Source organism: Pseudomonas sp. 20-5 (assembly GCF_056782835.1).
In genome coordinates this window covers 4,703,368-4,716,651 of sequence record NZ_CM165584.1, presented here as the reverse complement: position 1 = coordinate 4,716,651, position 13,284 = coordinate 4,703,368, and the positions used below count along the sequence as shown (strand labels likewise).

At 66.9% G+C, this 13,284-nt stretch carries 8 protein-coding genes; 5 read left to right on the top strand and 3 right to left on the bottom strand.

Annotation, left to right across the window (positions count from 1 at the left end; genetic code table 11):
• Positions 1–95: 95 nt before the first annotated feature.
• Positions 96–2,495: an endopeptidase La gene (lon, locus tag AC1RB9_RS21760; RefSeq protein ID WP_003101982.1), complete on the bottom strand. Its 2,400-nt coding sequence runs from the start codon at positions 2,493–2,495 to the stop codon at positions 96–98.
• 190 nt (positions 2,496–2,685) lie between these two features.
• Between lon and AC1RB9_RS21755 the strand changes: the two genes are divergently transcribed.
• Entirely contained in the window at positions 2,686–3,438 is a 753-nt protein-coding gene (locus tag AC1RB9_RS21755) for an AraC family transcriptional regulator (RefSeq protein WP_003085585.1), read from the top strand.
• A 120-nt stretch (positions 3,439–3,558) separates the two neighbouring features.
• Here the strand turns inward: AC1RB9_RS21755 and AC1RB9_RS21750 are convergent, their stop codons facing one another.
• Entirely contained in the window at positions 3,559–5,622 is a 2,064-nt protein-coding gene (locus AC1RB9_RS21750) for a TonB-dependent receptor (protein WP_003101985.1), read from the bottom strand.
• 463 nt (positions 5,623–6,085) lie between these two features.
• Here AC1RB9_RS21750 and putA point away from each other — a divergent pair, with 463 nt between their 5' ends.
• Both putA and putP read left to right on the top strand, forming a co-directional pair.
• Entirely contained in the window at positions 6,086–9,268 is a 3,183-nt protein-coding gene (putA, locus tag AC1RB9_RS21745) for a bifunctional proline dehydrogenase/L-glutamate gamma-semialdehyde dehydrogenase PutA (protein WP_003085590.1), read from the top strand.
• 311 nt (positions 9,269–9,579) lie between these two features.
• Positions 9,580–11,100: a sodium/proline symporter PutP gene (gene putP, locus AC1RB9_RS21740; RefSeq protein WP_003103073.1), complete on the top strand. Its 1,521-nt coding sequence runs from the start codon at positions 9,580–9,582 to the stop codon at positions 11,098–11,100.
• Between the two features lie 144 nt (positions 11,101–11,244).
• Here the strand turns inward: putP and AC1RB9_RS21735 are convergent, their stop codons facing one another.
• On the bottom strand, positions 11,245–12,174 hold the full coding sequence (locus tag AC1RB9_RS21735) for a LysR substrate-binding domain-containing protein (RefSeq protein ID WP_003123025.1): 930 nt from the start codon (positions 12,172–12,174) through the stop codon (positions 11,245–11,247).
• A gap of 126 nt (positions 12,175–12,300) precedes the next feature.
• On the opposite strand from AC1RB9_RS21735, the gene azoR1 reads away from it, so the two are divergent.
• Both azoR1 and AC1RB9_RS21725 read left to right on the top strand, forming a co-directional pair.
• Entirely contained in the window at positions 12,301–12,939 is a 639-nt protein-coding gene (gene azoR1, locus AC1RB9_RS21730; protein ID WP_003454671.1) for an FMN-dependent NADH-azoreductase AzoR1, read from the top strand.
• Positions 12,940–12,948: 9 nt separating this feature from the next.
• Positions 12,949–13,254, top strand: coding sequence for a DMT family transporter (locus AC1RB9_RS21725; protein WP_003103070.1), 306 nt, complete (start codon positions 12,949–12,951; stop codon positions 13,252–13,254).
• Positions 13,255–13,284 lie beyond the last annotated feature (30 nt).

Sequence of the window (13,284 nt, the reverse complement as noted above, 5' to 3'; positions counted from 1 at the left end):
TCGAATGGAAAGGGCGCCAGCATAAACCTTGCTGGCGCCCGAGTGCCAAGGTTGGCGCGGCGGACGGCCGAACCGGTCGGCCATCCGCCGCCGGCTCAGGCCGGGAACAGCACCTTGGCCACGTCGCCGTAGCGCTTGGCGAAATGCACGGTCAGCCCTTCCCTGAGATAGTCGGGCAACTCTTCGAAGTGGCCGCGGTTGGCTTCCGGCAGGATCAGCTCGAAGATCTTCTGCCGGCGCGCGGCGATCACCTTCTCGCGGACCCCGCCGATGGGCAGGACCTGGCCGGTCAGGGTCAGTTCGCCGGTCATCGCCACGCCTTTCTTCGGCACCTGGTTGCGCGCCAGGGAGAGCAGGGCGCTGGCCATGGTGACGCCGGCGCTGGGACCGTCCTTGGGCGTGGCACCTTCCGGCACGTGCAGGTGGACGAACGCCTGGTCGAAGAAGGTCGGGTCGCCGCCATACTTCTTCAGGTGCGAGCCGATGTAGCTATAGGCGATCTCGGCGGATTCCTTCATCACGTCGCCGAGCTGGCCGGTGAGCTTGAAGCCACGGTTCAGCGTGTGGATGCGGGTCGCCTCGATCGGCAGGGTGGCGCCGCCCATGCTGGTCCAGGCCAGCCCGGTGATCACGCCGATCCCGGAAAGCACCTGCTCGCTGCGGAACACCGGCATGCCGAGGTAGTCCTCAAGGTCCCTGGGACCGATCTTCACCTTCGACTCGGGATCCTCCAGCAGTTTGACCACCGACTTGCGCACCAGCTTGCCGAGCTGTTTCTCCAACTGGCGCACCCCGGCTTCCCGCGCATAGCCCTCGATCACCGCGCGCAGCGCGGCATCGCTGATGCTCAGGCGGCCCTTAGGTACGCCGGCCTTTTCCAACTGCTTGGGCCACAGGTGGCGCTTGGCGATGGCCAGTTTTTCCTCGGAGATGTAGCCGGACAGGCGGATCACTTCCATCCGGTCGAGGAGCGGTCCGGGGATCGAGTCGAGGGTGTTGGCGGTGCAGACGAACAGCACCTTGGACAGGTCCAGGCGCAGGTCCAGGTAGTGGTCGAGGAATTCGACGTTCTGCTCCGGGTCGAGGGTTTCCAGCAGCGCCGAGGCCGGGTCGCCCTGGTAGCTGGCGCCGAGCTTGTCGATCTCGTCGAGCATGATCACCGGGTTCATCACCTCGACTTCCTTCAATGCCTGCACCAGCTTGCCGGGCAGGGCGCCGATGTAGGTGCGGCGGTGGCCCTTGATCTCCGCCTCGTCGCGCATGCCGCCGACGCTGAAACGGTAGAACGGCCGGCCGAGGCTCTCGGCGATGGATTTGCCGATGCTGGTCTTGCCCACTCCCGGCGGGCCGACCAGGAGCACGATGGAGCCGGCGATCTCGCCCTTGAAACTACCCACGGCGAGGAACTCGAGGATGCGATCCTTGATGTCGTCGAGGCCCGCGTGATGCTTGTCGAGGACCTTGCGCGCATGCTTGAGGTCGAGCTTGTCCTTGCCGTACACGCCCCAGGGCAGGGCTGTGGCCCAGTCCAGGTAGTTGCGGGTGACGGCGTACTCGGGCGAGCCGCTCTCGAGGATCGACAGCTTGTTCAGCTCTTCGTCGATACGCTTGCGCGCCTGCTCGGGCAGCACCTTGCCTTCCAGGCGGGCGCGGAATTCGTCGGCGTCGGCGCTCTTGTCGTCCTTGGTGATGCCCAGCTCCTGCTGGATGATCTTCAACTGTTCCTTGAGGAAGAATTCGCGCTGGTGTTCGCCGATCTTGCGGTTGACCTCGGCGGACAGTTCCTTCTGCAGGCGCGCGACTTCCACTTCCTTGCGCAGCAGCGGCAAGACCTTCTCCATCCGCTTGAGGATCGGCACGGTGTCCAGCACTTCCTGCAGTTCGCCGCCGGGCGCGGTGGTCAGGGCCGCGGCGAAGTCGGTGAGTGGCGACGGGTCGTTGGGACTGAAGCGGTTCAGGTAGTTCTTCAGTTCCTCGCTGTACAGCGGATTGAGCGGCAGCAGCTCCTTGATCGCGTTGATCAGGGCCATGCCGTAGGCCTTCACTTCGTCACTGGGATCGATCGGGGTCTTCGGATAGTCCACCTCCACCATGAACGGCGGACGATGGCGCTTGATCCAGCCCCGGATACGCACCCGCGACAGGCCCTGGGCGACGAACTGCAGCTTGCCGCCCTCGCGCGAGGCATGGTGCACCCGGACCAGCGTGCCGTGCTCGGGCAGGCTGTTGACGTCGAAGTGGCGCGGGTCTTCCGGAGGATTGTCCATGAAGAACAGGGCCAGCGAATGGTGGTCGGTCTTGGCCACCAGTTCGAGGGTTTCCGCCCAGGGTTCTTCGTTGACGATCACCGGCAGCACCTGCGCCGGGAAGAACGGGCGGTTGTGGATCGGGATCACGTAGAGGGTGGTCGGCAGGGTCTGGCCGGGCAGCACCAGGCCGGTGCCGGCGGGCTGCGCGTCGCTGATGTGTTCGGGATTAACGTCCTGGTCGCTCATGAGGCACCTGACTGACTGAAACATGAGAGTCTAGATGGGGCCCCGGGGGCGGGTTTCAATCCCTGTCCGTTCAAGGATGTTGCCGAAGGTTTCCACGCAGCACGCGGTACGCGGGTACCACTTGCGGCAAGGTGCTGGGCAGCGTCGGGCAAGTCGAGTAGAGTGCGCAAAAATTGAGCAGTTGCCGTTCATGTTCGACACCCGCCTCATCCGTCTGCCCGACCAGTCGCATACCCACGCCCACGAGCATCACCAACTGGTGATGTCGCTGGCCGGGCGCGCCGAATTCGAGGTCAACGGCTGTGGCGGGGAAGTCTGCCGGATGCGCGCCTGCCTGGTGCCGGGCGAGGCGGGCCACGTGTTCGCCGGGGTGGGCGACAACCGCATGCTGATCATCGACCTGGGCGAGGACAACCCGACCCCGGAAGACCCCGACCTGCTCGCGCGCCTGTTCGAGGCGCCGCGCTACCCGACCCTGGACGCCGACTTCCAGAACCTGCTCAGCTACGCCGGCGCCGAACTGGCCCGCTACGGCAGCGACCCGCTGCTGACCCGTGCCCTCGGCGGAGTGCTGATCCGCGCCCTGCACCTGCGCCTGTTCGGCGAGCAGCAGCCCCTGGCGGCCAGCGGGCCGCTCGACCTGGAGCGCCTGGACGCGCATATCGTGCGGAACCTGGCGCGGCGCATCACGGTCGCCGAACTGGCCCAGGTCGCCTGTCTCAGCCCGAGCCATTTCCACGCGCAGTTCAAGGACAGCGTCGGCCTGACCCCGCACCAGTACCTGCTCAAGGTCCGCCTCGACTGCGCCGCGCGGTTGCTGCGGGAAAGCCGCCTGCCTCTGGTGCGGATCGCCGAGGAATGCGGCTTCTCCAGCCAGAGCGCGCTGACCACGGCGATGCGCCGCTACCTGGGGCTGACGCCGAAGTCGCTGCGCAAGGGCTGAGCGCCATCCGCCACCTTCGGCGGATAACCGCAGGCGGTTATTCGCCCTACCGGGAGTGGTGTAGGGCGGATAACGGCGCGGACGTCATCCGCCGAGCGAATTCGTCCCGCACGGCCTGTCTCAGAACGCCACCTTCACCCCCGCCTCGATGCCGCGTCCCGCCGCCGGCACCCGGTCGCGCAGGATCGAACTGGCGTAGCGCACGGTCTGGTTGGTCAGATTGGTGCCCTTGACGAAGGCCAGCCAGCGGCTCTCGCCGAGGTCGAAGTTGTAGCCGAGGCTGGCGCCGAGGGTGGTGTAGCCGTCGGTGGAGAGTTCTTCCTCCGGCACGCGGTGCTGCGAGGCGGCGTGTTCGACATCGACCCGCGCCTGCCACTGCTGCAACTCCCAGATCAGCGCGGTGTTCAGGCGCAGCGGGGCGATGCGTGGCAGCGGTTCGCCGGTGTCCTTGTTCTTGGCGCGGGTGTAGTCCCCGGAGAGTTCCAGGTCGAAGTTGCCGTACGGGCTTTCCAGCAGGTGGATGCGGTCCTGCGCCTCGACGCCGTAGAAGTCCGCGCGAACGCCGCTGTAGAGGTATTCCGGCAGCGCCTCGTCATCGCCGGCGGCGACCACTTCGCCTTCCTCGTTGCGATGGCGACCGCTGGCGAGCAGGCCGATGTAGTTGGAGAAGCGGCTGTAGAACACCCCGACGCTGCCCTTGTGCACGCCGTTGTCGAAGCGCAGGGCGAGGTCGGTGGAGACCGCCTTTTCCTTGTCCGCGTCGGCATCGCCTACCTCGTAGGTGCCGGTGGCGGCGTGCGGACCGTTGGCGTACAGCTCGTAGAAGGTTGGGGCGCGCTCGGTGTAGCTGAGGGTGGCGGCCAGCGACCAGATCGGCGTCAGCTTGTACACCGCGCCGGTGGACAGGCTGCCGGTGGTGAAGCTCTGTGAACCGTCGTTCTCGGCGAAGCGCTCGTTGCCCTTGGCGTCGGGGTCCACGCGGGTGTGCTCCAGGCGGGCGCCGAAGCTGAGGTCGAGGCGGTCGCTGAGCTTCCATTCCTCCAGGGCGAACAGCGCGGCGCTGTCGGTTTCCGTGTGCGGCACGAAGGCTTCCTCGCCGAGGGCGGAGAAGCGGCTGTTGGCGAACTGCGCGCCGACCACCCCGTTCAGCGGGCCGAGCGGGCGGTGGCGGGCCTCGATGCGGCCTTCGTAGCCTTCGTTCTTGAAGGTGGTGCCGGTCTCGCCGTCCTCGATTTCCTTGTGCTCGTACTTGGTATAGGCGGCGTCCAGCTTCAGCGAGGTGAACGGGCCTTCGAGGTCGCGGATCTCGGAGGCGAAGGCGTAGCGGTCCTGCTGCATCTTCAGGCGCACGTCGTCCTCGGCCGGCGAGCCATAGTTGCTGTCGTAGCCGCTGTAGGAGAGGCCGGCGTAACCGTGCTCCCAGTGATAGGAGCCACCGACGGCGCCGCCGTCCTGGCGGCCGTCGCTGTTCTGCACCCGATGCTTGCCGGTGTCGCCGTCGATCTGCCGCTGGCGGCTGGAATGGGCGTAGCCGGGAATCCTGACGTCGTTGAACTCGCGGCTGGCGGCGTCCACGTGCAGGGCGAAGTTGCCGTCGCCGGCCTCCAGTGCGCCGGAGCGGCTACGGGTGGTGTCGGCGCCGCCGTAGCGCAGTTCGCCGCTGCCGTGGATGCCGTCGACGGGTTCGCTGGGGATGCGGTTGTCGAAGCTGTTCACCACCCCGCCGATGGCATTGCCGCCGTAGAGCAGGGCGGCCGGGCCGCGTACCACTTCCAGGCGCTCGACGCTGTTGGGGTCTTCCGGCACCGCGTGGTCGTAGGACAGCGACGAGGCGTCGAGCGCACCGACGCCGTTGCGCAGCAGGCGGATGCGATCACCGTCCATGCCGCGGATCACCGGTCGGCTGGCGCCCGGTCCGAAGTAGGTGGAGGACACCCCGGGCAGGCCGTTGAGGGTTTCGCCGAGGCTGCCTTTCTGTCGCAGGGTCAGCTCGTCGCCTTCGAGCACGCTGCTGGGCGTGGCGGGAGATTCGTTGCCCAGCGGGTTGGCGGTGATCACCTGGGAGGGCAATTCGCTGGGGCGGCCGTCGGCGCCGAGCGTTTCCCCCGAAACAATCAGGCAGGCCAGCGCCAGTGGCGTGAGAGGCCAGAGCGGACGGGAAGGGAAAAGGCCGGAAGAGGACATTGCGGGCTCCATGGTCATGGGTCGGACTTTTTTCAGGCCAAAGCGAACCCAGGCCCTTCCCGGAGGAAGGGCGACGGGGTCGGATCGGCGTATTTATTGGGATGTTATATTATTTCTTTTTGTGTCGGTAGACCCGCGTAGCCACTCTGCATGGCGTCGTGCCGACGTGCAGCGGCAATGTCCGCATGCCTGCCGGCGAAGAGGAACGGGAAAGTTCCGCAGCCAGGAGTTTTCCGCAAAAACTCCAGAGTCTTTCGCAAGAATCGCCCCTCTCGCAGCCACTACATTCCGCTATCCGCTGGTGCCTCGCGCCGGCGGAATGGGCCTGACCCATACTGATCCGTATTCCCGCGCCACAGGACGTGCCGCGCCGCCGGCACAACCCGCCGGCGGCGGTGCCCCGGGCAATGGACGCCTGGCCGGACTTCTTTCAATAACAATGGCTCCACAAGAGGAGGGCGTGATGTTCAAAGCCAGTCACGTCTTGCAGGGCGAGGACCAGACCCGGTCCGCAGCCGAATTCTTCCCTGTCATCAGCGCCAACTACGCGGTCGACGAGGAAGCCTACCTGGGCGAACTGCTGCAGCTCGCCGACCCCGGTCCCGACGGCATCGAGGCTATCCGCCGCAACGCCCGCGCACTGATCGAAACCGTGCGCAGCCGGGACAACGCCGTCGATACCCTCGACGCACTCCTGCGCCAATACAGCCTGGACACCCAGGAAGGCCTGATGCTGATGTGTCTGGCCGAGGCGCTGTTGCGTGTGCCTGACGCGGCGACCGCCGACGCGCTGATCCGCGACAAGCTGTCCGCCGCCGACTGGCAGCGCCATCTCGGCCAGAGCGACAACGTTCTGGTCAATTTCGCCGCCTGGGGCCTGGTGATGACCGGCAAGGTGGTGAACATCGACGAACGCACCGACGGCCGCGCCCCGAGCGTCATCAGCCGGCTGGTGCAGCGCTCCGGCGAACCGGTGATCCGCGCCGCGATGAACCAGGCGATGAAGCTGATGGGCAAGCAGTTCGTGCTTGGCCGGACCATCTCCGAAGCGCTGAAGAACGGTCGTCCATGCCGCGAGCAGGGCTACACCTATTCCTTCGACATGCTCGGCGAGGCCGCGCTGACCGCCGCCGACGCCGAGAAATACATGGCCGACTACCGCCAGGCCATCGACACCGTCGGCGCCGAGCCGCAGGTCGGTCCGGGGCCGCGGCCGTCGATCTCGATCAAGCTCTCGGCGCTGCATCCGCGCTACGAAGTGGCGCAGCGCGAGCGGGTGCTCAGCGAGCTGTTCGCCAACGTCCTGGAACTGGCGGTGCGCGCGCGCAAGCTGAACGTCGGCATCACCATCGACGCCGAGGAAGCCGATCGCCTGGAGCTGTCCCTCGAACTCTACGAGAAGCTGATGCGCGACCCGGCCATCGCCGGCTGGGGCGAGTTCGGCCTGGTCATCCAGGCCTACTCCAAGCGCTGCCTGCCGGTGCTGGTATGGCTGACCCTGCTTGGCCGCGAGCTTGGCGCACGCATCCCGCTGCGCCTGGTGAAGGGCGCCTACTGGGACAGCGAGATCAAGCAGTGCCAGGTGCAGGGCGCCGACGGCTACCCCGTCTACACCCGCAAGGAAGGCACCGACACTTCCTACCTGGCCTGCGCCCGCTACCTGCTCAGCGAGCACACCCGCGGGGTGATCTACCCGCAGTTCGCCAGCCACAACGCCCACACCGTGACCGCCATCCTCGCCCTGGCCGACGAAGCCAGGGCCGCCGGCGGCGAGGAGCGCGACTTCGAGTTCCAGCGCCTGCACGGCATGGGCGACGCGCTGTACGACACGGTGATCGAGAAGTACCGCCGCAACGTGCGCATCTACGCCCCGGTCGGCGCGCACAAGGACCTGCTGCCGTACCTGGTCCGCCGCCTGCTGGAGAACGGCGCCAACTCTTCCTTCGTGCACAAGCTGGTGGACCCGCGCGTGCCGGTGGAGACGCTGATCCAGCACCCGGTTACCCAACTGCGCCAGTTCAAGACGCTGGCCAACGACCGTATCCCTCTGCCCCAGGCGATCTTCGGCGCCGGGCGGAAAAACTCCCAGGGCATCAACATGAACATCCAGAACCAGTGGAACGAGCTGGAGCTCGCCTACAAGCCGCACCTGACCCGCCAGTGGCAAGCCGCGCCGATCGTCAACGGCGAGAAACTTTCCGGCCCGGCCCACGAAGTGCGTTGCCCGTACGACCTGGAGAGGCTGGTCGGCAGCGTCCAGTACGCGTCCGCCGAGCAGGCCGGCAAGGCCCTCGACGTGTTGCAGGCGGCCTGGCCGCGCTGGAGCGCCACCCCGGTGGACGAGCGTGCCGGCATCCTCGAGCGTCTCGCCGACCTGCTGGAAGCCCAGCGCGGCGAGCTGATGGCGCTGTGCACCCTGGAAGCCGGCAAGTCGTTGCAGGACGGTATCGACGAGATCCGCGAGGCGGTCGACTTCTGCCGCTACTACGCCCAGCAGGCCCGCCAGCGCCTGGTCCGCGAGGAACTGCGCGGCCCGACCGGCGAGCGCAACGAGCTGTTCTACGAAGGCCGCGGCATCTTCGCCTGCGTCAGCCCGTGGAACTTCCCGCTGGCGATCTTCCTCGGCCAGATCAGCGCCGCGCTGGTGGCCGGCAACACTGTGCTGGCCAAGCCGGCCGAGCAGACCAGCCTGATCGCCGCGCGCACCGTCGAACTGATGTTCGAAGCCGGCCTGCCGAAGGACGTTATCGCCTTGCTGCCGGGCGACGGCGCCACCCTCGGCGGCGTGTTCTGCCGTGACGCGCGGGTCGCCGGGGTGGCCTTCACCGGCTCCACCGACACCGCCCGCATCATCAACCGCCAACTGGCCGAGAAGCCCGGCGCCATCGCCACCCTGATCGCCGAGACCGGCGGGCAGAACGCGATGATCGTCGATTCCACCGCTTTGCCGGAACAGGTGATCAAGGATGCGGTACAATCCGCGTTCACCAGCGCCGGCCAGCGCTGCTCCGCGCTGCGCGTGATGTACGTGCAGCAGGACATCGCCGAGCGGGTGATCGAGTTGCTCAAGGGCGCCATGGCCGAGCTGAAGGTCGGCCCGACCGACGTGCGCGTCAGCGACGTCGGCCCGGTGATCGACGCCGAGGCCAAGGCCGGCCTGGAGCAGCACATCGCCGCGCTGAAGGCCGCCGGCAAGCTGATCGCCGAGACCAAGGTGCCGGGCAACCTGAACGGTCACTTCGTCGCTCCCGTCGCGTTCGAGATCAGCGGCATCGACGAGCTGAAGAAAGAGAACTTCGGCCCGGTGCTGCACGTGGTGCGTTATGCCGCGCAGGACCTGGAAAAGGTCGTGCAGGCGATCAACGCCACCGGTTTCGGCCTGACCATGGGGGTCCATAGCCGCAACGAGGAAACCGCCCGTCGCATCGAAGAGCTGGCGCGGGTCGGCAACCTCTACATCAACCGCAACCAGATCGGCGCGGTGGTGGGCGTGCAACCGTTCGGCGGCCACGGGCTGTCCGGCACCGGTCCCAAGGCCGGCGGGCCGAACTACCTGCTGCGTTTCGTCAGCGAGCGCACCACGTCGGTGAACACCACCGCGGTGGGCGGCAACGCGTCGCTGCTGTCGCTGGCCGACGCCGAGTGATACTCCGTTCCCGGGCGCCTTGGCGCCCGGGTCGGTTTCCGGGGTTCGCCGCAGCGAACGCCGAGGGAAATGACCGCCGTTCCGGTGCGTGCCCGGAACGGACCATAAAGGACGATTTTCCCTGCCCGACAGGGGAGGGATCGTGAGGCGTGGGCCTGTTCGGACTCGTTTGAGGCCACCCACGTTTCCGGCTTGCTCCGGCAAGCGCTCACGGAGTGACGCCACAAGCGCCATTCTGCCAACCAAGGGCCCGCTACCCGTTGCTTGCACACGCAAGGGCCCGGATAAAAACAAGCAATAGGGGAGTCCCTATGAGTGTCAATACGCCCACGCTGATCACCTTCGTGATCTACATCGCGGCCATGGTCCTGATCGGCCTGGCGGCATATCGCTCCACCAACAACTTCTCCGACTACATCCTCGGTGGCCGCAGCCTCGGCAGCTTCGTCACGGCGCTGTCCGCCGGCGCCTCCGACATGAGCGGCTGGCTGCTGATGGGCCTGCCCGGCGCGGTGTACCTGTCCGGCCTGTCCGAAAGCTGGATCGCCATCGGCCTGATCGTCGGCGCCTACCTCAACTGGCTGTTCGTCGCCGGCCGCCTGCGGGTGCAGACCGAGCACAACGGCAACGCGCTGACCCTGCCCGACTACTTCACCAACCGCTTCGAGGACAACAGCCGCCTGCTGCGGATCTTCTCGGCCCTGGTGATCCTGGTGTTCTTCACCATCTACTGCGCTTCCGGCATCGTCGCCGGTGCGCGCCTGTTCGAGAGCACCTTCGGCCTCTCCTACGAGACCGCGCTGTGGGCCGGCGCCGCGGCGACCATCGCCTACACCTTCATCGGTGGCTTCCTCGCGGTGAGCTGGACCGACACCGTGCAGGCCTCGCTGATGATCTTCGCGCTGATCCTCACCCCGGTGATCGTGATGCTCGCCACCGGCGGCGTCGAGCCGACCTTCACCGCCATCGAGCTGAAGGACGCGACCAGCTTCGACATGCTCAAGGGCGCCTCCTTCATCGGCGTGATCTCGCTGATGGCCTGGGGCCTGGGCTACTTCGGCCAGCCGCACATCCTGGCGCGCTTCATGGCCGCCGACTCGGTGAAATCGATCCCGGCCGCGCGCCGCATCTCCATGACCTGGATGATCCTCTGCCTCGGTGGCGCCGTGGCCGTGGGCTTCTTCGGCATCGCCTACTTCCAGGCGCATCCGGAGCAGGCCGGCGCGGTCAGCGAGAACCCCGAGCGGGTATTCATCGAGCTGGCCAAGATCCTGTTCAACCCGTGGATCGCCGGCGTGTTGCTGTCCGCCATCCTCGCCGCGGTCATGAGCACCCTGAGCTGCCAGCTGCTGGTCTGCTCCTCGGCGCTCACCGAGGACTTCTACAAGGCCTTCCTGCGCAAGGGCGCCAGCCAGCTGGAACTGGTCTGGGTCGGTCGCGCCATGGTGCTGCTGGTGGCGGTGATCGCCATCTGGCTGGCCTCCAACCCGGAAAACCGCGTGCTCGGCCTGGTGTCCTATGCCTGGGCCGGCTTCGGCGCCGCCTTCGGCCCGCTGGTGCTGTTCTCCCTGCTGTGGAAGCGGATGACCCGCAACGGCGCGCTGGCCGGCATGATCGTCGGCGCGGCGACGGTGATCCTGTGGAAGAACCTGTTGGGCTGGACCGGCCTGTACGAGATCATCCCCGGCTTCCTCTTCGCCAGCGTCGCCATCGTCGTCTTCAGCCTGCTCGGCAAGGCGCCTTCGACGAGCATGCTCAAGCGCTTCGACGATGCGGAGCAGGAGTACCGCGAGGCGCACCAGGGTTCCGCCGCTCCGGTAACCCAGCGCTGATCGAGCCTGCGGGCGGGTAAAGCGCCCGCGCATGGAGACGGCCCGCCCCGCAAGGTGCGGGCCGTCGTTTTGTCCGGCGGCTGCTGCGCCTGGCCGCGCAGGACGGATAACGGCAGCCGCGTTGTCCCTGTCCCGCCGCGCCGCTCAGGCGTCCCGCTCCAGCCGGCAAGCGTGCCCCGACTGTCGTGCCTCCAGCCTCAGCCATTCGAAGAATGCCTTCACCGGCGGATGACGTTCCCGTCCGGGCACGCATAGCGCGCTGTAGCCGGCGCCGTCGACACTGATATCCGCTCTGTAGGGTTGCAGCAGGCCGCTGGCGACGCTTTCCGAAACCAGGATCGAACTGGCCAGCACCAGTCCCTGGCCGGCGATGGCCGCCTGCAGGGCGTAGTGCTCCTCGTCGTACTGGCGGATCACCGGCTGGCCCTCCATCCAGTCTTCGCCGGCCTGCGCGCACCAGGCCTCCCAGCCGTGGGCGTAGAGCCTGGAGTTGTGCCAGCGCACGCTGATCAGGGTCGGCTGCCGTTCTGCGGCCAGGGCGACCTGGGCCGGCGAGCCGTAGACCGCGAAGCATTCGTCGAACAGGCAGAGACCGTAGAAGTTCGGATGGTCGTCGAGGCTGTAGCGGATCACCAGGTCGATGCTGGCGTCCTGGTGCAGGTCGAGGACTTCGCAGTTGGTGTCCAGGCGCAGGTTGATCTGCGGGTGCGCGGCGTAGAAGCGGCCGAGACGCGGCACCAGCCAGAGGGCGGCGAAGGCCGGGGTGGTGGAGACCGTCAGGTTGCCTACGCTGCGCTGCGGACGCAGCGTGTCGACGCTCTGCGAAATTTCCAGCAGGGCCCCGTGCAGGCTGCGGAACAGCCGTTCGCCGCAGTCGGTCAGGCGCACTTTCCGTGGCAGGCGCTGGAACAGCGGAACGCCGAGCCAGGCTTCCAGCGAACGGATCTGGTGGGAAACCGCGGTTGGCGTTACCGCAAGCTCCTCGGCGGCGGCCTTGAAGCTCGACTGGCGGGCCGCCGATTCGAAGGTGCGCAACGCGGTCAGCGGCAGGGAAGCGAACATTGGAATCTCCATGGGTGAACTGAATTCACCCTGAACAACTATTGCTCATTTGTCGGGAATCCCCGCTGCCAATAATTTCTGGCTCCAGGAGAAGGGCCTTGAGGCCATTCGAGTCTAGCCGAATCCAAGGAGATACAGATGAGTAGAATTCTTGCAGTGCATGCCAGTCCGCGAGGCGAGCGCTCGCAGTCCCGGCGTCTCGCCGAGGTTTTCCTGGCGGCCTATCGCGAAGCCCATCCGCAGGCCCGCGTGGCGCGCCGCGAAGTCGGCCGGGTACCGCTTCCGGCGGTCACCGAGGCCTTCGTCGCCGCCGCCTTCCATCCCCAGCCGGAACAGCGTTCGCTGGCGATGCAGGCCGACCTGGCGCTGAGCGACCAACTGGTCGGCGAACTGTTCGACAGCGACCTGCTGGTGATCTCCACGCCGATGTACAACTTCAGCGTGCCCAGCGGCCTGAAGGCCTGGATCGACCAGATCGTGCGCCTCGGGGTGACCTTCGATTTCGTCCTCGACAATGGCGTCGCCCAGTACCGGCCGCTGCTGCGTGGCAAGCGTGCGCTGATCGTCACCAGTCGCGGTGGCCATGGCTTCGGCCCGGGCGGCGAGAACCAGGCGATGAACCACGCCGATCCCTGGTTGCGCACCGCGCTGGGTTTCATCGGCATCGACGAGGTCACGGTGGTCGCGGCGGAAGGCGAGGAATCCGGCGGCAGGTCCTTCGAGGACTCCTGCGCCGAGGCGGAACAGCGCCTGCTGACGCTGGCGCGGTCGGCCTGAGGAGCCGCCATGGCCTGGTTCCATCTGCTGGTGGCGGCGGCCTTCGAGGTCGCCTTCGCCATGGGCATGAAGTTCTCCAACGGCTTCGGCAGACTCTGGCCGTCGCTGCTGACGGTGGTCGCGGCGATCGGCGGGATCTATTTCCTGACCCTGGCGCTGCGCGAGTTGCCGGTCAGCGTCGCCTATCCGATCTGGACCGCGATCGGCTCGCTGGGCACGGTGTTCCTCGGCGTCCTGCTGCTTGGCGAGAGCCTGACGGCGGTGAAGCTGGTTTCTGTCGGGTTGATCGTCGCCGGGGTGGCCGGGCTCAAGTAAGCGATGCGGCATTTGGCCTACAATCGGCCG